Origin of the sequence: Ensifer sp. B1-9 (assembly GCF_050474445.1) — a bacterium.
Lineage (GTDB): Bacteria > Pseudomonadota > Alphaproteobacteria > Rhizobiales > Rhizobiaceae > Ensifer.
On sequence record NZ_JBCHVG010000029.1, the window covers coordinates 25,798 to 43,333 of the forward strand.

Genomic DNA, 17,536 nt, shown 5'->3' on the forward strand with positions numbered 1-17,536 from the left:
AAGAAAGCGCGCGGCGTTATCCGCGCCGCGCGATCAGGATGCCGAGAAGAACGATCGCCCCGCCGATCGCCTGCATCAGCCCGACCGGCTCGGCAAGCAGCACCCAGGCCAGGATCGCCGCCACGACCGGCTGCAAGAGCAGGGTCAGCGAAGAAAAGGCAGGCGGCAAATAGGCGAGCGCATAGGTGATCGCGACCTGCCCGCCGGCATGGCTGACGAAGGCGAGACCGAACAGCATCGCCCAGCCGAAGGCGGTCGACGGCAAGAGCGACGGCTCGAAGAGCACCGCCATCGGCAGCATGCAGATCGCCGCCGAGGCCGTGCTCCAGATCATGATGCGCACGGTGCTGAACAGGCTGCGCAGCCGCCCGATCGCCAGGATGTAGCCGGCATAGAACATCGCCGCGACGACTGCGATGCCGTCGCCCAGCAGATTACCCTCGCCCAGCGCCATCGGCCCGCCCTTGAGGATCACCACGCCCGCGACCGCCGTTGCGAGGCCGATCGCGAAAATGGCGCTGATCCGCGCGCGGAACAGAAGCCAGCTCGCAAGCGTCACGAAAACGGGCGCGAGATTGGCAAGAAGCGTGGCGTTGGCGACGGATGTCTTGGTGAGCGCATAGTGCCAGGCGCCGAGATCGATTGCGAGAAATACGCCGGGCAGGATCAAGAGCGCATATTCCGACAGCTTTTCCGGACGCCGCCCTCCGGCGCCCTCCTCGCGAAACCAGGTCCAGGCGAGAAGCGGGATCAAGGCCAGCGCCACGCGCCAGAAGGCGGTCGCCATCGGTCCCACCTCCGACAGCCGCACGAAGATCGGCGAGCCACCGATCGCAGCGCCGCCGATGAGAAGGGCCGCCATGGCGACGCGATTTTGGGCCGAGGAATGATGTGCGTGGGTCACGGGAGGCATCCGGAAAGGAGCGGTCGTCTGAGGTGGGTAGCAGACGAGCTATCAGATGCCGGCTTGCGGTGACAGTCCTTGTGCGCCGAAGCCTGAAAGAAAAGCGGCCGCCGCGGGTTGCGACGGCTGTCTTTCAAGGAGCGTTATGCCTCGCTCAGGCGGCGTCAGGAACGTGGATGGTCTTCACTTCGAGGAAGTCCTCGAGCCCGAAGATACCGCCTTCGCGGCCATTGCCCGACTGCTTGTAGCCACCGAACGGGCTGCCATAGCGATGCGGACCGCCATTGATATGCACCATGCCGGCGCGCAGGCGCGCGGCGACGCGCTCGGCCCTTTTCGGATCGCCCGTCTGTACATAGGCCGCGAGGCCGTAGTTGGTGTCGTTGGCGATCGCGATCGCTTCCTCCTCGGTGTCGAAGGGAATGATCGCAAGCACGGGACCGAAGACCTCTTCGCGGGCGATGCGCATGTCGTTGTTGACGTCGGCAAAGATCGTCGGCTTGACGAAGTAGCCGGTCTCGAAGCCTTCGGGCTTGCCGGCACCGCCGACGAGAAGACGCGCGCCTTCGGCAATACCCGCCTCGATCAGCGCCTGCACCCGACCGAACTGGATATGGCTGACGAGCGGGCCGATATGGCTGCCTTCCTGCGTCGGGTCACCCACCTTCGCCTCGCGGCCGACGCGCTTGGCGATCTCGACCGCCTGGTCGTAGACGCTGCGCTCGACCAGCATACGGGTCGGCGCATCGCAGGACTGGCCGGAATTGTTGAAGCATTCCAGCACGCTGCCGGTGACGCGGTCTTCGAGATCGGCATCGGCAAAGACGATGTTCGGCGACTTGCCGCCAAGCTCGAGCGTCACGCGTTTGACGGTCTCGGCCGCATCCTTGCTGACGGCGATGCCGGCGCGGGTCGAGCCGGTGAACGACATCATGTCGATGTCGCGGTGCTTCGAGAGCGCGGCGCCGGCACGGATACCGTCGCCATTGACGAGGTTGAAGACGCCGGCCGGGAAGCCTGCTTCATGCACCATCTCGGCATAGAGCATCGCGTTCAGCGGCGTGAACTCGCTCGGCTTCAAAACGCAGGTCGAACCGGTCGCCAGCGCCGGCACCACCTTCAGCGCGATCTGGTTGATCGGCCAGTTCCAAGGCGTGATCAGGCCGCAGACACCGATCGGCTCGCGCAGAATCACGTCGCCGTTCGGCAGCCGGTCGCGGGTCTTGAGGCGCTTCAGCGCGTCGATGAAGCCCTGGAGATGGCCGACGCCGACATCGGCCTGCTGTTCGCGCGTCATCGTCTTCGGCGCACCAAGTTCCATGGTAATCGTGTCGACCATCTCGTCGTAGCGGCGCTTGTAGACGGCGAGCAGTTTTTCGAGCAGCGCCAGCCGCTCTTCGACGCTTGTTTGGCTATAGGTTGCAAAGGCCTTCTTGGCGGCGGCAACGGCGCGGTCGATATCCTCGGCCGTGCCCATCGAGATCACGGCAACGGGCTTCTCGGTCGCCGGGTTCAAGACCTCCAGGTCGTTGGCAACGACCGGATCCACCCAGGCGCCATTGATGTAGAACTTGCGTTTGTCGAGCATTCGCTCCTCCTTCCCGTCAGTTTGTCTTTTGTTTTTCACCAGAGCACCCCGCTCGCGAGCGGAGAAGATGCTCTGGAATCTTATAACCAGAGCGGCCTTTGTTCATTTGAACGCACGGCGCTCCAGCCATTCCCGGATCAGCATTCTATAGCGTTCGCCGGAAAAGCTCGGAAAATGTCCGCCATGAACGATACGCGCGGGGATCGCGAGCAGCCGTTCCATCGACGCCAGGTAGTCGTCGGCGTTGGAATGATAGGTATCCTCGATCAGCGGGCCGTCGTAGAGGATGTCGCCCGAGAAGAGCACGCCGGTTTTCGCCTCGAAGAGCGCAATGCCACCGGGCGAATGGCCGGGCGTGTGGATCACCTCGAAGACCCGATCGCCGAGATCGATATGGTCGCCGTCTTCCAAGAGCCGCGTCGCCGGCGCCGCCTTCACCGCATAGGTGGTGGAGGCATAGGGCTCAGGCGGCAGCGCTTCGAAGATCTCGTCGGCCACATAGGGATCGGCGAGCGTGTTCTTGCGGGTCGGATGGGCGAGAAGATCCGCCTCGGCAGAATGCACGCAGCGGCAGTCGAATTCGTGATGGCAGCCGATGTGATCGAAATGGGTGTGACTGGCGACGGCGGTCACAGCACGCTCGGTGACGAGCGGCACCCATTCTCTGAGCGACACGACGCCCATGCCGCTATCGACGAGCATGTCCCGGTCGCGGCCACGCACATGCCAGATGTTGCAGCGATAGAATTCCTGGATGTAGGGCTCGTCAATGGCGGTGACGTCGTCGTCGAGCCGTCTCACCCGGTACCAGTCCTGAGGGGCAATTCTCCGCATCGCGCTACGCATGTCCTGTGGCAGGCAAGGCTACGACGTCGGCGGCGCGCACCGCAAGCGGCACAATCTCGCCCTCGCGCACGCTTGCCGATTGCGGCAGATGAGCGACAAGGGCTCCGGTGTCCGTGGCGCACGGCTGCAGATGGCAGCGATAATGCGTGCCGAAAAAGGCGCTGCCCGCAACGCGCGCCTCGCCGAGCGTCACGGTTGGCCCTTGCGCCCGATCGTCGGCGCGGAAATGTTCCGGCCGGATGGTGAGTGTGATGCGGTCGCCGGCCTTCGGCGCGGATGCGGTGAAATTATCAGCCGGAAGCGCCAGGTTGCCGAGCGCGGTTTCGACCCGGGCGGAGCTCGCATCCGCCGCCGTGACGCGTCCCGAAACGAAATTGACCTCGCCCATGAAGCCCGCCGAAAACAGCGAGCGCGGCCGCATGTAGATCTGCGACGGCGGGCCGAAATCCTCGATCCGCCCCTGGTTCATCACCACGATGCGGTCGGCAATCGCCATCGCCTCCTCCTGATCATGGGTTACATGCACGAAGGTGGTGCCGACGCGCTTCTGGATCGCCTTCAACTCGTCCTGCATCTGGCGGCGAAGTTTCAGGTCGAGCGCGCCGAGCGGCTCGTCGAGCAAAAGCACGTCCGGGTCGACAGCGAGCGCGCGGGCAAGCGCCACGCGCTGGCGCTGACCGCCGGAGAGTTCATGCGGCCTTTTGCCGGCGGACGCCTGCAGCCCGACGAGATCGAGGAAGCCGAGCGCCTTCTCGTCACGCTCGGCCCTGGCAAGGCCGCGCATCCTGAGCCCGAAGCCGACATTGTCGACGAGGCGCATATGCGGAAACAGCGCATAGTCCTGGAACATCGTCGTCGTTGGGCGCTTCGACGGAACGACGTAGGTCATGTCCTGTCCGCCGATCGTCACGCGACCGGAAGTCGGCGACAGGAAGCCTCCGAGGATCGAGAGCAGTGTGGTCTTGCCACAGCCGGAAGGCCCGAGCAGCACGATGAACTCACCGGCGCGGATATCGAGCGAGACCGCGTCAAGGGCTGTGAAGGCACCGAAGACCTTGCTGACGTTGTCGATCGAGACGGGAGCGGTCATTGTTTTTTCGTCCTTCCGAACAGGGAAAGCTCGAGGATGAGCAGCACGGCCACCGAGGCGAGAAATACCAGCGAGCCGATGGCATTGGTCTTGGGGTTGAGGCCGGAGCGCAGCATGCTCCAGATCTCGACGGGCAGCGTCACGTCGAAGCGCGACAGCAGGAAGGCGATGATGAATTCATCCCAGCTGAAGGTGACGGAGAGGAAGAATGCGGCAAGGATCGACGGCATCAGCATCGGCGCTGTTACCAGCGCCATCACCTTGAAATCGCTGGCGCCGAGGTCGCGCGCCGCCCGCTCGATATTGATGTGATGGTCGCCCATCGAGGCGTAGATGATGGCAAAGCAGAGCGGCAGGTTGATCACCACATGGCCGATGCCGACCGTCATCAGTGACAGCGGGATATGCAGCGCGTTCAGGAGCGACAGCAGGCCGAGCGCGATGATCAGATAGCTCACCGTCATCGGCGCGATCAGCAGCCCCCGTTGCAGGGCCGAGCCCGGCAGCTTGTAGCGCGCCAGCGCATAGGCGGCGAGAAACCCGAGCAGCACCGAGATCCCGGAGGAGACGAGCGCCACGGCAAGCGAATTGCCGAGCGCCGCCATCAGCTTGCGGTCGGCAAAAACCGCCCCGTACCACTGCAGCGAAAAGCCGTTGAACGGCGGCACCGGCAGGCGGCCATCCTGGAAGGAGAAGAGCACCAGCACGGCGACCGGCAGGAAGATGAAGGCATAGACGAGGACGAGATAGGTCCAGGACAGGGCACTTGCGAAGATCTGGCGCACCATCGTCAGGCCCTCTCGATCTTCAGCCAGCGGGCGCAGGCGAGATAGGCAATGGTAACAGCCAGCATCAAGACGATCGACAGCGCCGCTGCCATCGGGAAATCCGCGCGGCGGCCGAGTTGCAGCATGATGATCTGCGGCAGCACCAGCTCGTTGTTGCCGCCGAGGATCTGCGGCGTGACGTAGTCGCCAATGCAGAGAACGAAGGTGAGGAAGGCGCCGGTCATGATGCCGGGCAGCGTCAGCGGCAGCACCACATGCCAGAAGGTCTGGAAAGCATTGGCACCGAGATCGGCTGCCGCGCGGCGATAGTTCGGCGAAAGCTGGATCAGGTTGGAATAGATCGTCAGCGTCAAGAGCATGACGAAGAAATGCACGAAACCGATAACCGTCGCCGTACGGGTGCTGGCCAGCTCCAGCGGCTCGGAGATCAGGCCGATGCTCATGAACATCTGGTTGATGACGCCGTTTTTCGACAGCACCAGCAGCCAGGAATAGGAGCGCACCACGTAAGACGTCCAGAACGGCAGGATCGCCAGGATCAGTGCCATGCGCTGCAGCCGCCTCGGCACGCGCTCGGCGATGATCCAGGCCAGCGGATAGGCAAGCAGCACGGAAATCACGGTGACGATGACGGTGATTTCCAGCGAATTGACGAGCCCCTGGAACAGCGCGTTCTCGGAGAAGAAACGCGTATAGTTGTCGAAGTTCCAGACGCGGACGAGAGCCCGCCCTTCCCGCTTCCAGAGACTCATCGCCGCCATGAAAGCGAATGGCACGACGAAGAAGGCCAACGTCCACAAAAGCGCCGGCGCGACGAAACTCCAGGCCTTGCGCCGGTCCGCGTCTTCGAGCGCTGTCGCTGATGTCAAGGTTCCGGCGTCTGCCATGGCTATCCCGGGCTCAAGGGTTGCGGGTATGTTTTGCCCCCGCGCCGCCGCAGCGGCTCAAAAACGAAGATCAGGCGAGCGCGGCGCTAACCACGCCCGCGTCCGTGATTACTGCTGCAGCATCTCCGTCCAGGCGTCCTGGAACTGCTGGTCGAGTTCGGCCGACGGGATCGGATAGAGCTGGGTCTTCTTCAGATATTCCGCCTGCTGGTCGAAGCGCAGAGCCGCCTTCTGCTGGTCGGTGAGATGCTCCCCCGCCTTGGCATTGGCCGGCATGGCCCAGTAGCAGGAGGAGGTGGCAAGCCGTGCCTGGCCCTCCGGGCTCAGGATGTACTGCACGAACTTCAGCGCCAGGTCCTGCTTGGTCGAATCCTTCATCACGCCGATCGACTGCGCCCAGCGTACCGCGCCCTGTTCGGGAATGGTCCAGTCGAGGCTCGGCTTGTCGGCAGAAAGGACGGCGGTGATCCACTCGCCGCCGCCGACGAGAATGTCGACCTCGCCGGTCGCCAGCGCCGTCTGCGAGGACACGACGTCGCTCACCTGCTTCGACACTGCGCGCATCGCCGCGAGCTTTTCCTTGATCGCCGGCATGTCGGCTTCGCTGAGCTCTGCGGTCTTCTTGCCGAGGCCAAGCCCGACGAGACCGATCATCGGCAGGTAATAATCATAGAGCGCGATGCGGCCCTTGTACTTGTCCGACCAGATGATCGACAGGTCCTGCATGTCCTTCGGATCGACCTTGGTCTTGTCGTAGGAAATCGTGTTGTAGCCGAATTTCTCGGTGACGGCGTAGATCTTGCCGTCCTTGGTGTTGTTCGCCTCCATGCGCACTTCCGGGAAGATGTCGGCGGTCGGCAGCGCATCGGCAGGCATTTCAGCGAGCAGGTCGAGATCGATCGCACGATGAACATCGACGCCGTCGATGACGAGCACATCCCAGTCGCCCGGCTGCGATTGATCGAGGATCGAGAGCCCTGCCCCGGTGCCCTCGTAGACCTTGACGTTCACCTTGACGTCGTTGGCCTTCTCGAACGGCTCCAGCAGTGCCGGATCGGTGTGGTCGCACCAGACGAGCGCATTGAGCTCTTCCTGGGCAAAAACCGGCGCGGGTCCTGCGACCGTCGACAGGGCGGCGATCGCGATTGCCGCCGTGGAGGAGAAAAAACGGCGCAGGCGCGCACCGTCACGAACTGACTGCATCATGCTGTTGCCCTCTTGTTTGACGCTCGTTCCGGCGTCTTCAAAAAAAGATTGAATGAATTCATTTTTTAAGTCAATCTCAATTTTGAACCAATTCATAATTCGGGGAAACATCAGATGACGGGACTGCGCGCACGGCAAAAGGCCGATCGGAACCGGCGTATTCTCGACGCCGCCGCCGCGCTTTTTCGCGAAGTCGGCTATGACAGCGCGCGCATCGAGGACATTGCCGAACGCGCCGAGATCTCGGTCGGAACCTTCTACAACTACTACGAAAACAAGGGCGACATCCTGCTTGCCACCGTGTCGATGGAAGTCGAGGAAGTGCTCGCCGCCGGACGCTCGATTGTCGACAATCCGCCCGCCTCCGTCATGGGCGCACTCGATGCGCTGATCGGCGAATATTACGACCACTCGCTCTATTATCTCAGCAAGGAGATGTGGCGCACGGCCATGGCGATCGCCATCCAGCAGCCGGAAAGCCCGTTCAGCAAACGCTACACCGAACTCGACCGCCGGCTCTGCGAACAGATCTCGACCCTGATCCTCAAGCTGAAGGCCAAGGGAATCGTCGCCATCGATGTCGATGTCGAAGCGGTCGGCGAGATGTTCTTCAACAATCTCAACATGATGTTCACCGAGTTCGCCAAGCGCGAGACGATGTCGCTCGACGACCTGAAGGCGCGCGTTTCGCGCCAGAACCGGCCGCTGGCGACGCTGATCGCGGCACGCTGACCATCAAAAAAGACAAGCCGGAACGAGCTTCGCTCGATATCAAAAGGGGAACCCATGTCAGATCTCGAACAGTCGGTGCTTGCGGCTGCCGACCACCTGGTCGAAGCCTTCGCACGGCACGACCGGACCGCCTACTTCTCTGCCTTTGCACCAAACGCCAGCTTCATTTTCCATACGCTCGACCGGCCGCTGACGAGCCGCGCCGAATATGAAGCGGAATGGTCGCTTTGGGAGGAACGCGACGGGTTTCTCGTACGCGCCTGCCGGTCGAGCGAGCGGCACGTCCAGGTGATGGACAATGTCGCGGTCTTCACCCACCGCGTCGAGACCGAACTGGAATTCAATGGAGAGCCGACGACCGCGGATGAGCGGGAAACGATCGTGTTCGAGCGGATAGCATCAGGAAAATGGCTCGCCGTGCACGAGCATCTGTCACGGCATGGCTGAAGACCAGCCTCAGAATGCGCCGATGACGACGGCGCTGACGAAGGAAAAGGCGGCAACGATGGCGATTGCGTGGGGAACCAGGTGAACATGCGAGCGGCGTTGCGGTGTCGTCCCGGAAAGACCGTAGCGGGATTGGATCATCGGTTTCGCTGCGTTCATCGCGTCTCTCCGTTCCTGCGAGGGTTTTAGCCTCTCGACTATCCTCTTTTCCTATATTCTCCATTGAGTTTATAGATATCATTTTTCGCAAATCGCCCGGATCGTAAAAAATCGGTTCGGCGCAGCAGAAGCCATCAATGCCGGTTTCGATTGCGCTCCTTCAGGTGCTTGGACCAGCTCTCGCTGAACCACGGCGTCAGCAGCGAAACGTCGGAAGCGCGGTGCGAGCGCGTCAGCGCACTGTCGGTTTCGACACAGGTCCAGACGGTGAAGGCGGTCAGTTCGTGTTTGCCGAAGGTCTGGATCAGCGGAATATCCGCGGCGTCACGGCCGCGAGCGACCGCGATGCGCCCTGCCCGCCGCTGGTTGTTCTTGGCGTCGAACACATGCCAGCGATCACCAAGAAAGACCTCGAACCAGGCGTTGAAGTCCATCGGCGCCGGATTGTCGCTCTTCGGTATGTCGGCCATGTAGCCGTTCACATAGCGCGCCGGCATGTTCATGCAGCGGCAGAAGGTTATCGCCAGATGCGCATAGTCGCGACTGACGCCGACGCGATCCTCATGGGCTTCGAGCGCCGTACGCATCGCCTGGGCATAGCCGTAGCTGAAGACGAGTCGCTCGTGGACATAGTCCGAGATCGCCTGAACGCGCTCCCAGCCGGCCGGCACGTCGCCGAACAAGCGCCAGGCAAGCGCCCCCAGCCGGTCCGTTTCGCAGTAACGGCTGGCGGCGAGATAGGGTAGCCACGCCGCAGGAAGATTTTCGACCGGCACCGCTTCTGCCAGCGGGTCTGAGGCATCGAGCCTGCCATCGTCCTCGATGACCGCATCATAGGACAGCTTGAAGTCGCCTTCAGGCACCGTCATCCGCAGACAGGTGTTGCCATGCGGATCGGTAATCTGCTCCATCTTCACCAGCGGCGAAGACACCGGGCCATGCTCGCGGCGAAGGGTCTCTCGCCGCTCGGGCACCACGGAAAGATAGGTCATCATCGGAGTCGGTTGCGGACAGCGTATGCCGATCTCATAACCAAAGCGCACGAACATCTGAGACCTCCCAGGATCAACCGGGAGTCAAATGCTCCCCGCCTGTCTTGCCCGCGGGAATGCGGGCCCTCCTTGGTATCCGTTGGCATGCGGCCACCCCACGGGCTGGCCGCATGCCAAAGATGCAACGGGCCCTTCTAGCGGGCGAGCCGATGCCCTACAGCGCTGCGCGTCTTCTCAGACGCGCAGGTCGCTGCAGCACTTTGAATCGCTGCATGTTTTTATCCTTAAATCGGCGACGATTTAAGGAAACATGCAGTAGAGGCTTGATAGTAGCGCAATGGCCGGCGAGGCGGAATTGCGCTCCGCGGGAAATCGATTTTCCGACTCGCGCGCAAGGGGCGCGGCCCACCTTCATGGCAAGCCGCCCTTTCACGGAGCGTCGGTCTTTTGCCCTACAATCCGACCGCATCCTTGAACTGGTACCACCAGGAGCCGATCGTCGAATATTGCGCGCGGAACATGCGCCCGCCCGGGAATGGATACCAGGGCAGCTTCGCGAAGACGTCGTAGCGCGTGGTGTCGCCATCGATCGCCTCGGCGAGCGTGCGGCCGAAGAGGTGCGAACCGGTGACGCCGTGGCCGCTGTAACCGTGGGCGAAGTAGGTATTGGAACCGATCCGGCCCATCTGCGGCACGCGCGTGAAGGAGAGCGCGAAGTTGCCGCTCCAGGCGTAGTCGATCTTAACCCCCTTGAGCTCTGGGAAGACCTTTTCAAGATTGGGTTTGAGCTTCGCAACCACATCGGCCGGATCGGTGCCGCCATAGACGGTGCCGCCGCCGAAGATCATCCGCTTGTCGGCCGAGAGCCGGAAATAGTCGAGGATATAGCGCACGTCCTCGACGCACATGTCGCTCGGGATCAGCGCTTGCGCCAGCTCCTCGCCGAGCGGCGCCGTGGTGATCATCTGCGTCGAGACAGGCATGACGCGCGAGACGAGCTTCGGCACCGCGTCACCGAGATAGGCATTGCCGCAGAGCACGACGATGCGCGCCGAAACCTCGCCGGCGTCGGTATAGACGACCGGCCGCGCTGCCTCGTGATCGACCCGCGTCACGGGTGATTGTTCATAGATGGTCCCGCCAATACCTTCGAACGCGCGCGCCTCACCGAGCACCAGATTGAGCGGATGCATGTGGCCGCCGGTCGTATCGAGCATGCCGCCGCAATAGGCATCCGATCTGACGAGCTTGCGGAGCGCTTCGCGGTCGAGAAGCTGGTGGTCGTCCATGCCGTATTTGCGCCAGAGCGCCTGCTTGGCTTCGAGCTCCTTCATATGCGCAGGCGTATAGGCGGCATAGATGTTGCCCGGCTTCAGGTCGCAGTCGATCTGATACTGGCTGACGAGGCGGCGGATGATCTTGCCGCCCTCCTGCACCAGCCCGCCGATGAAGCGCGCGGCATCCTCGCCATAGCGGCGCTGGATGGTCGACAGGCTGGCATTGAGGCCGTTGACGACCTGGCCGCCATTGCGTCCCGATGCGCCCCAGCCGACCTGCGCGCCCTCGACGACGACAACCTTGTAGCCCTTCTCGGCAAGATGGATCGCCGTCGACAGGCCGGAGTAACCGGCACCGACGACGCAGATGTCGGTCTCGACCCGGCCCTGAAGCCGGACGGGCGTGCGGATGATGTTGCGGGAGGCGGCGTAGTAGCTGGTCGGGTAACTGCCGTCGCCGGCATAGGATTTCTGTTTGGTAAGCATCAGACGATTTCCAGATAGGCGCTGAATTCGTAATCCGTGACCTGCTCGGCAAAGCCTGCGATCTCCTGGCGTTTGCAGGCGATCAGCATCGAGCGCAGCACGGGGTCGAAGATGTCGGCGGCAATCGGTCCTGCCTCGAAGCTATCGACCGCCTGCCCCCATTCCGAGGGAATTTTGGGCAGTTTCTCCGCTGCATAGGCCCGACCCGAAACCGGCGCCGGCGGCTTCCACTTGTTGCGGATGCCGACGAGTGCGGCGCCGAGGATCGCGGCGATGACGAGATAGGGATTGGCGTCTGCGCCGGCGACGCGATGTTCGATGCGGCGCGCATTGGGGTTGCCGCCGGGAATGCGGATCGCCGACGTGCGGTTCTCGTAACCCCAGCAGACGGCCGTCGGCGCATGCGTGTCCGGCCGGAGCCGCCGGTAGGAATTGAAATGCGGCGCAAAGAGCAGGGTCGTCTCTGCCATGCCGCGCAGAAGGCCGGCAACGGCGTGCTTCAGCACCGGCGAACCTTCGTCACTTCCGTCGTTGAAGACGTTGTTGCCCTCCGCGTCGAGCAAGCTGAAATGGATGTGCATGCCGTTGCCCGAACGGGTGCCGTAGGGCTTGGCCATGAAGGTTGCGGCGAGTCCGTGCTTGCGCGCCACACCCTTGACGATGCGCTTGAAGAAGATGGCGTCGTCGGCCGCTTTCAGGGGATCGTCGGTGTGCAACAGGTTGATCTCGAACTGGCCGATGCCATTCTCGGCGATCGCCGCGTCCGCCGGTACGTTCTGCCGCGCGCATTCCTTGTAGACGTCGGAGAAGAACTCGCCGAAATCGTCGAGTTCGTCGATCGAGAGGATCGCGTCGGAATCGAGCCGCTTGCCGGTATAGGGCGAGATCGGCGGCACCGCGCTGTCCGGTTCCGGATCGATCAGATAGAATTCAAGCTCGGTCGCGACGACGGGGCGAAGGCCGAGTTCCTGGTATTCGCGCACGACCGCCGCCAGCGCCTGGCGCGGATCGGCAAGGAACGGCTTGCCGTCCTCGAGCTGCAGCCAGAGCGGCACCAGTGCGCTCGGCCGTGACGTCCAGTTGACCGGCAGCGCGCCGCGGCCGGTGACGCCGCAGATGCCGTCGCGGTCGCCGCTCGCAAACACCTGCTCGCTGTTGATGATGTCCTCACCCCAGACGTCGACGCCAACGATCGAGAGCGGCATGCGGATGCCGCCGCCCAACACCTTCGCCGCCTGCTCCACGGGTACGCGTTTGCCACGCATGATGCCGTTGAGGTCGCAAACGACGGCTTGAATGCTTTCGATCGGCCCGTTCTGCTCGAGCCATGCCTTGAATGCGCTAGGATCTTCCGCGTCGAGCGACATATCGCAAATCTCTTTTTGTGATCACATTTTCAGAAAGTTGACATAATTCAGGAATTGGAGTCAAGCATGAGCGGTGCTATCAGGCATGTGACGTAGAGCGGGGCGCCGGAAAGTGTATGCGGCTCGCATCCCGCTCCCACCGTGGACAGGCAGAAGGACATGTGCATTTGAAACCGCTTGTTTTGCCGCCACTTGCGCGACCCGACGGCATGACGACACACGACTACGCCTTCAACCGGTTGCGCCAGGCGATCATGGTTGGCGCTTTCCGCCCCGGCACCTCTGTCACCATCCGTGGCCTTGCCGAAGCGCTCGAAAGCAGCCCGACACCCGTGCGCGAGGCGCTGCGCCAGTTGACCTCGATCGGCGCGCTGCAGTTCCTGGAAAACCGCCGCATCGTCGTGCCGCACATTACACCCGCCCGTTTCGAGGAGCTGATCTCGCTGCGCATCGCGCTCGAAAGCCATGGCGCCCGCCGGGCTGTCGCCCATCTTTCTGAGCGCCAGATCGAAAATATCACGGCAATCGACGATAGCATCGAGACGGAAATACGCAGGGGCGACAAGGTGGCCGCCCTGATCGCCAACCAGGCGTTTCACCGCAAGATCTACACGGCCAATCCCGATCCAGTGGCCATGCCGCTGATCGAGAGTGTCTGGCTACAGCTCGGCCCCATCCTCGGGATTGCCATGGAACACGTCACCGAACTCTATGTCGTGGACCGGCATCGTGAAGCGATCGAGGCGCTTCGGCGGCGCGATGAAGAGGCCGTCGCCGATGCGATCGCCGCCGACATCAGGGAGGGCATCGGCGGCTTCGACCAGCAGGCGGTCGCGCGTCTCCTGCGATTGGCCGCCTGACTTGCCACAGGCATCGCTGACCCACAAATTTTAGTGTGACTAAAATTCCATATTGACAATGCCGGTGCACGGCACCAAAGTCTTGCAAATACAAATGCATAGCGCCGGGAAGACCAGCTTTCCGAGCCTGTGCGCGTGCATTCGAGGGGGAGGAGACCGCTTGAAGAGCCAGAGATCCGTAACCCGGGGCAACACCTGCACCGGCCTCAAGCATTCCCCGTAAACACTTCGCGCCGAACCGTTCGGCGCTGTCCTCCATCCGTCCGTCAATCAGCCACGTGAATGACGTTCGGCATCCCATTGCCTCCAACAAGACAGGAAACCCCATGACGGAACTTACCAAGACCCGTTTTGCCGCGCTCCGCCGCAAGATGGCCGAAAGCGATGTCGGCCTCATCGCACTCGCGCCCGGATCACACATGGATTGGCTGATCGGCTACCATCCGCATCCGGACGAGCGGCCCTGCCTGCTCTTGATCGGCCCGGAAAAGGAGGCTTTCCTGATGCCGGCGCTCAACGCCGAAGGCACGCGCGAACACACCGACATCGCTTTCCACAACTGGGCCGATGACGAAGGCCCGGCCGCGGCCCTGACGGCGGCACTCGCCGATATCGGCGCCGAAAGGCCCGGCCGCGTCGTGCTCGACGAAACCATGCGCGCCGATTTCGCGCTGCTGCTGATCGATGCGCTGCCGGAAGATACCGCCCGCGAGTTCACGCCGGCAACGCTTGGCAACCTTCGCATGCGCAAGGAGAAAACCGAATACGAACTCCTGAAGATGAACGCCGGCATTGCCGACCGCGCCATGCAGGCGGCGTTTTCGAAGATCCGCCCCGGCATGACCGAGAAGGAGCTGGCCGCCGAAATCCGCGGACATTTCTCCTCCGAAGGTGCGGCACCGGCCTTCTGGATCGTCGGCGCCGGCGGCAACGGCGCTTTCCCGCATCACTCGGCAAGCGAGCGGGTGATCGAGGAAGGCGATGCGGTCGTGATCGATATCGGCGGCCGCAAACAGGGCTTCCCGAGCGACATCACGCGCATGGCGATCGTCGGCCGCGCGCCCGAGGGATACGGCCAGATCCACACCATCGTCGAAAAGGCCGTGCAGGCCGCGATGAAAGCCGCACGCCCTGGCGTGCCCGCCAAGGACGTGGATGCCGCCGCCCGGAAAGTGATCAGCGATGCCGGCTACGGCGAGTACTTCGTGCACCGCACCGGTCACGGCATGGGCATCGACGGCCACGAGCCGCCCTATATCACCGCAACCTCGGAAACGGTGCTGGAAGAGGGCATGGTCTTCTCGATCGAGCCCGGCATCTACCTGCCCGGCCGCTTCGGCATCCGCCTCGAGGATATCGTCATCCTGCGCGAAGACGGGCCGGAGGTCCTTTCCTCGCTCTCTCGCGATGTTCACGTCGCCAAGGTCTAAGGCTCTTTCAGGAAAAGTGTGAAACGGTTTTCCGCCTGGAATCGCGACGTTTCGGAAAGTCAGCGCATTTCACTTCACTGTTTCGACAAAACATGAAATTCGCGGCGCCTTCGGGCGCCGCTCTTCTTTGCTCCATTCCCTTGCCGGCCTGGCTATTCGGTCGGTCGCATGCGCGGCTTCGGCATCGCGCTCCCGGCACCCTCCTTTCCGCGGCGAGGACTAGAGACTGGTTCGCGCTGCTCGACGGGCGGCCAGATCCAGTAATAGCCGTAGGGCTTTCGCTGGATTCCCTCGTAATACTCGCCCTTTCTGGTGCGCATCTGCGCTTCGGCCTCGCCCGCGACCGTCACCACGATGAAGAACGCGCCGAACACGGCTGCCATCACGAACAGACATTCCGATTTCATCATCACCAAACTCCTTACCTCCATGTCTACGCCGGGAGCGCACGCGGTCAACACCTGCGCGTTCATCAGTTCCTGCTTGACGATCTCCGTCGCCGTGGTCATAGTGCTCAGATGTCAGACCAATTTGGCCTCTGGGAGGAAGCCGAATGAGTGAACCGGCAAGAGTGGCGCTGATGCCCCTGCCCCCGGCCGACCGGGCCCAGCAGGTGATTGCTGCGTTGGCTGACTACATCGAACAATCGGGCCTGAAACCCGGCGAACGCCTGCCGGCGGAGCGCGAGCTGATGACGGCTCTGGCCGTCGGCCGCTCCACCATCCGCGAAGTCATCCGCCACTTCCAGGCACTCGGCGTTGTCGAGGCGCGCAAGGGCAGCGGCACCTATCTCCTGCGCACAATCTCCGGTGCCACCGTCCATATGCCGCTCACCCTCGACGCCGCGCATCTGCGCGACGTGCTTCTGATGACGCTCGAGGTCCGCCGCGGCATCGAGGTCGAGGCCAATATGGTTGCGGCCCGCCGGCGCACCGACGAAGACCTCAAGATCATCGAAACGAAGCTCGACGAGATGGAGCGGGTGCATATCGCCAAGGGCACCTCCGGCCCGGAAGACCTCGCCTTCCACCTGGCGATCTACGACGCCACGCACAATCCGCTCTTCCGCCAGCTTCTCGAACAGATGCGCGAGGCCTTCGAGCGCTTCTGGGACGAACCGTTCGACCGGTCGGACTTCGCCCGCCGCTCCTTCCCGTTCCACCGCACCCTCTTCAACGCGATCGCGGCTCAGGATCCTGACACCGCGCGCGAAGAAACGCTGAAAATCCTCGCGATCGTCGAGGAAGACATCAAGGAAATGTCCAAATGACCTACGGCCTCGATCCGTTCGACCACGCCTCGCTGATCGTCGCGCATGACGAAGGCAACGCCTTCGATGCCGTCGTGCCGCCGATCGTGCAGACCTCGCTCTTCACCTTCAAGGACTACGACGACATGGTCGCCTCCTACCGGGGCGAGCGCGTGCGGCCGATCTATACCCGCGGCCTCAACCCGACGGTACGCATGTTCGAGGAGATGCTGGCGAAACTCGAAGGCGGCGAAGACGCGATCGGTTTTGCCAGCGGCATGTCGGCGATCTCCTCCACCGTGCTTTCCTTCGTCGAGCCGGGCGACCGCATCGTCGCCGTCAACCACGTCTATCCCGACGCCTTCCGCCTGTTCGGCACGCATCTGAAGCGCATGAAGATCGAGGTAACCTATGTCGACGGCCGCGACGAGGAAGCGGTCGCGAAAGCGTTGCCGGGCGCCAAGCTCTTCTACATGGAGAGCCCGACGAGCTGGGTGATGGATACCCATGACGTCGCCGCACTTACCCGCCTCGCCAAGGACCAGGGTATCATCACCGCGATCGACAACAGTTGGGCAAGCCCGATCTTCCAGCGGCCGATCTCGCTCGGCGTCGACCTCGTCATCCATTCGGCGTCCAAATATCTCAGTGGCCACTCGGACGTCGTCGCCGGTGTCGTCACCGGATCGAAGGAACTGATCGGCCGCATCCGCTCCGAAGCCTATCCCTATCTCGGCGGCAAGCTCTCGCCCTTCGACGCCTGGCTTTTGATCCGAGGCCTGCGCACCCTGCCGATCCGCATGAAATCGCATGAGCGCTCGGCGCTTGAAGTCGCGCGGCGGCTGCAGGCACATCCGCTGGTCGAAACGGTCTGCCATCCTGGCCTCGGCAACACGCTGCCGCCGGGCCTTTCCGGCACATCGGGCCTGTTCTCCTTCATCTTCCGCGAGGGCGTCGACGTCAGGCGATTCGCGGATCATCTCGAACTCTTCAAGCTCGGCGTTTCCTGGGGCGGACATGAAAGCCTCATCGTGCCGGGCGAAGTCGTGCTGTCGCAGAAAGCCCAGCCCAATTCCGCAGCCGCCTTCGGCATCTCGCCGCGGTCGGTACGGCTCCATGTCGGCCTGGAAGGAACGGAGGCCCTCTGGAGCGATCTCGAGGCGGCGCTCGCCGTCGCTTCGACTGGCTGACAGGAGCGGGATGCAGATCCCGCTCTGCCCACTTTGAA

General features: G+C 62.8%; 18 protein-coding genes. 6 read left to right on the forward strand and 12 right to left on the reverse strand.

The window, feature by feature from the left end; all coding sequences use genetic code 11:
- Nucleotides 1-16 precede the first annotated feature (16 nt).
- From ACQ5BM_RS33325 to ACQ5BM_RS33355, 7 genes are all read right to left on the reverse strand, one after another.
- Nucleotides 17-862 (reverse strand): DMT family transporter, encoded by an 846-nt coding sequence (locus ACQ5BM_RS33325; RefSeq protein WP_429820445.1) that lies wholly within the window; start codon nt 860-862, stop codon nt 17-19.
- 196 nt (nt 863-1,058) lie between these two features.
- Complete coding sequence (locus tag ACQ5BM_RS33330; protein ID WP_429820386.1) at nt 1,059-2,492, reverse strand: aldehyde dehydrogenase family protein; 1,434 nt, start codon at nt 2,490-2,492, stop codon at nt 1,059-1,061.
- Between the two features lie 102 nt (nt 2,493-2,594).
- Nucleotides 2,595-3,326, reverse strand: a complete 732-nt coding sequence (locus ACQ5BM_RS33335; protein WP_429820388.1) for an MBL fold metallo-hydrolase — start codon at nt 3,324-3,326, stop codon at nt 2,595-2,597.
- 4 nt (nt 3,327-3,330) lie between these two features.
- Entirely contained in the window at nt 3,331-4,428 is a 1,098-nt protein-coding gene (locus ACQ5BM_RS33340) for an ABC transporter ATP-binding protein (protein WP_429820390.1), read from the reverse strand.
- A complete protein-coding gene (locus ACQ5BM_RS33345) occupies nt 4,425-5,216 on the reverse strand; it encodes an ABC transporter permease (RefSeq protein ID WP_429820392.1) in 792 nt (263 codons plus the stop codon). The genes ACQ5BM_RS33340 and ACQ5BM_RS33345 overlap by 4 nt, the downstream gene beginning before the upstream one ends.
- A 2-nt stretch (nt 5,217-5,218) precedes the next feature.
- Nucleotides 5,219-6,103, reverse strand: a complete 885-nt coding sequence (locus ACQ5BM_RS33350; RefSeq protein ID WP_429820393.1) for an ABC transporter permease — start codon at nt 6,101-6,103, stop codon at nt 5,219-5,221.
- Between the two features lie 108 nt (nt 6,104-6,211).
- Nucleotides 6,212-7,306, reverse strand: coding sequence for an ABC transporter substrate-binding protein (locus tag ACQ5BM_RS33355; protein WP_429820447.1), 1,095 nt, complete (start codon nt 7,304-7,306; stop codon nt 6,212-6,214).
- Between the two features lie 117 nt (nt 7,307-7,423).
- On the opposite strand from ACQ5BM_RS33355, the gene ACQ5BM_RS33360 reads away from it, so the two are divergent.
- Together ACQ5BM_RS33360 and ACQ5BM_RS33365 are read left to right on the forward strand one after the other, a co-directional pair.
- Entirely contained in the window at nt 7,424-8,041 is a 618-nt protein-coding gene (locus tag ACQ5BM_RS33360) for a TetR/AcrR family transcriptional regulator (RefSeq protein WP_429820395.1), read from the forward strand.
- 54 nt (nt 8,042-8,095) lie between these two features.
- Nucleotides 8,096-8,488 (forward strand): YybH family protein, encoded by a 393-nt coding sequence (locus ACQ5BM_RS33365; protein WP_429820397.1) that lies wholly within the window; start codon nt 8,096-8,098, stop codon nt 8,486-8,488.
- Between the two features lie 9 nt (nt 8,489-8,497).
- Here the strand turns inward: ACQ5BM_RS33365 and ACQ5BM_RS33370 are convergent, their stop codons facing one another.
- The 4 genes from ACQ5BM_RS33370 to ACQ5BM_RS33385 form a co-directional block, all read right to left on the reverse strand.
- The gene (locus ACQ5BM_RS33370; protein ID WP_429820400.1) at nt 8,498-8,647 is read right to left on the reverse strand and encodes a hypothetical protein; all 150 of its coding nucleotides are present in this window, start codon (nt 8,645-8,647) and stop codon (nt 8,498-8,500) included.
- A 134-nt stretch (nt 8,648-8,781) separates the two neighbouring features.
- On the reverse strand, nt 8,782-9,696 hold the full coding sequence (locus ACQ5BM_RS33375; protein ID WP_429820402.1) for a transglutaminase-like domain-containing protein: 915 nt from the start codon (nt 9,694-9,696) through the stop codon (nt 8,782-8,784).
- Between the two features lie 395 nt (nt 9,697-10,091).
- Nucleotides 10,092-11,405 carry an NAD(P)/FAD-dependent oxidoreductase gene (locus ACQ5BM_RS33380; protein ID WP_429820449.1) on the reverse strand — a complete coding sequence of 438 codons (1,314 nt, stop codon included), beginning with the start codon at nt 11,403-11,405 and terminating at the stop codon, nt 10,092-10,094.
- A complete protein-coding gene (locus ACQ5BM_RS33385; RefSeq protein ID WP_429820404.1) occupies nt 11,402-12,769 on the reverse strand; it encodes a glutamine synthetase family protein in 1,368 nt (455 codons plus the stop codon). The genes ACQ5BM_RS33380 and ACQ5BM_RS33385 overlap by 4 nt, the downstream gene beginning before the upstream one ends.
- Before the next feature lie 167 nt (nt 12,770-12,936).
- On the opposite strand from ACQ5BM_RS33385, the gene ACQ5BM_RS33390 reads away from it, so the two are divergent.
- The gene (locus ACQ5BM_RS33390) at nt 12,937-13,629 is read left to right on the forward strand and encodes a GntR family transcriptional regulator (protein WP_429820406.1); all 693 of its coding nucleotides are present in this window, start codon (nt 12,937-12,939) and stop codon (nt 13,627-13,629) included.
- Between the two features lie 326 nt (nt 13,630-13,955).
- Entirely contained in the window at nt 13,956-15,059 is a 1,104-nt protein-coding gene (locus tag ACQ5BM_RS33395) for a M24 family metallopeptidase (protein ID WP_429820408.1), read from the forward strand.
- Between the two features lie 152 nt (nt 15,060-15,211).
- On the opposite strand, the gene ACQ5BM_RS33400 is transcribed toward ACQ5BM_RS33395, so the two are convergent.
- Nucleotides 15,212-15,568: a hypothetical protein gene (locus tag ACQ5BM_RS33400; protein WP_429820411.1), complete on the reverse strand. Its 357-nt coding sequence runs from the start codon at nt 15,566-15,568 to the stop codon at nt 15,212-15,214.
- Between the two features lie 44 nt (nt 15,569-15,612).
- Between ACQ5BM_RS33400 and ACQ5BM_RS33405 the strand changes: the two genes are divergently transcribed.
- Nucleotides 15,613-16,329, forward strand: a complete 717-nt coding sequence (locus ACQ5BM_RS33405) for a FadR/GntR family transcriptional regulator (RefSeq protein ID WP_429820413.1) — start codon at nt 15,613-15,615, stop codon at nt 16,327-16,329.
- Complete coding sequence (locus ACQ5BM_RS33410; RefSeq protein ID WP_429820415.1) at nt 16,326-17,498, forward strand: PLP-dependent transferase; 1,173 nt, start codon at nt 16,326-16,328, stop codon at nt 17,496-17,498. Before ACQ5BM_RS33405 ends, ACQ5BM_RS33410 begins: the two co-directional genes overlap by 4 nt.
- Nucleotides 17,499-17,536 lie beyond the last annotated feature (38 nt).

What these genes read in the sequence shown, in the direction of transcription:
- ACQ5BM_RS33330 (WP_429820386.1), bottom strand. Translation starts at nt 2,492, where the DNA reads ATGCTCGACAAACGCAAGTTCTACATCAATGGCGCCTGGGTGGATCCG.
- ACQ5BM_RS33340 (WP_429820390.1), bottom strand. Translation starts at nt 4,428, where the DNA reads ATGACCGCTCCCGTCTCGATCGACAACGTCAGCAAGGTCTTCGGTGCC.
- ACQ5BM_RS33350 (WP_429820393.1), bottom strand. Translation starts at nt 6,103, where the DNA reads ATGGCAGACGCCGGAACCTTGACATCAGCGACAGCGCTCGAAGACGCG.
- ACQ5BM_RS33385 (WP_429820404.1), bottom strand. Translation starts at nt 12,769, where the DNA reads ATGTCGCTCGACGCGGAAGATCCTAGCGCATTCAAGGCATGGCTCGAG.
- ACQ5BM_RS33410 (WP_429820415.1), top strand. Translation starts at nt 16,326, where the DNA reads ATGACCTACGGCCTCGATCCGTTCGACCACGCCTCGCTGATCGTCGCG.
- ACQ5BM_RS33370 (WP_429820400.1), bottom strand. Translation starts at nt 8,647, where the DNA reads ATGAACGCAGCGAAACCGATGATCCAATCCCGCTACGGTCTTTCCGGG.
- ACQ5BM_RS33360 (WP_429820395.1), top strand. Translation starts at nt 7,424, where the DNA reads ATGACGGGACTGCGCGCACGGCAAAAGGCCGATCGGAACCGGCGTATT.
- ACQ5BM_RS33400 (WP_429820411.1), bottom strand. Translation starts at nt 15,568, where the DNA reads ATGACCACGGCGACGGAGATCGTCAAGCAGGAACTGATGAACGCGCAG.
- ACQ5BM_RS33355 (WP_429820447.1), bottom strand. Translation starts at nt 7,306, where the DNA reads ATGCAGTCAGTTCGTGACGGTGCGCGCCTGCGCCGTTTTTTCTCCTCC.
- ACQ5BM_RS33375 (WP_429820402.1), bottom strand. Translation starts at nt 9,696, where the DNA reads ATGTTCGTGCGCTTTGGTTATGAGATCGGCATACGCTGTCCGCAACCG.
- ACQ5BM_RS33395 (WP_429820408.1), top strand. Translation starts at nt 13,956, where the DNA reads ATGACGGAACTTACCAAGACCCGTTTTGCCGCGCTCCGCCGCAAGATG.
- ACQ5BM_RS33335 (WP_429820388.1), bottom strand. Translation starts at nt 3,326, where the DNA reads ATGCGGAGAATTGCCCCTCAGGACTGGTACCGGGTGAGACGGCTCGAC.
- ACQ5BM_RS33365 (WP_429820397.1), top strand. Translation starts at nt 8,096, where the DNA reads ATGTCAGATCTCGAACAGTCGGTGCTTGCGGCTGCCGACCACCTGGTC.
- ACQ5BM_RS33345 (WP_429820392.1), bottom strand. Translation starts at nt 5,216, where the DNA reads ATGGTGCGCCAGATCTTCGCAAGTGCCCTGTCCTGGACCTATCTCGTC.
- ACQ5BM_RS33325 (WP_429820445.1), bottom strand. Translation starts at nt 862, where the DNA reads ATGGCGGCCCTTCTCATCGGCGGCGCTGCGATCGGTGGCTCGCCGATC.
- ACQ5BM_RS33405 (WP_429820413.1), top strand. Translation starts at nt 15,613, where the DNA reads ATGAGTGAACCGGCAAGAGTGGCGCTGATGCCCCTGCCCCCGGCCGAC.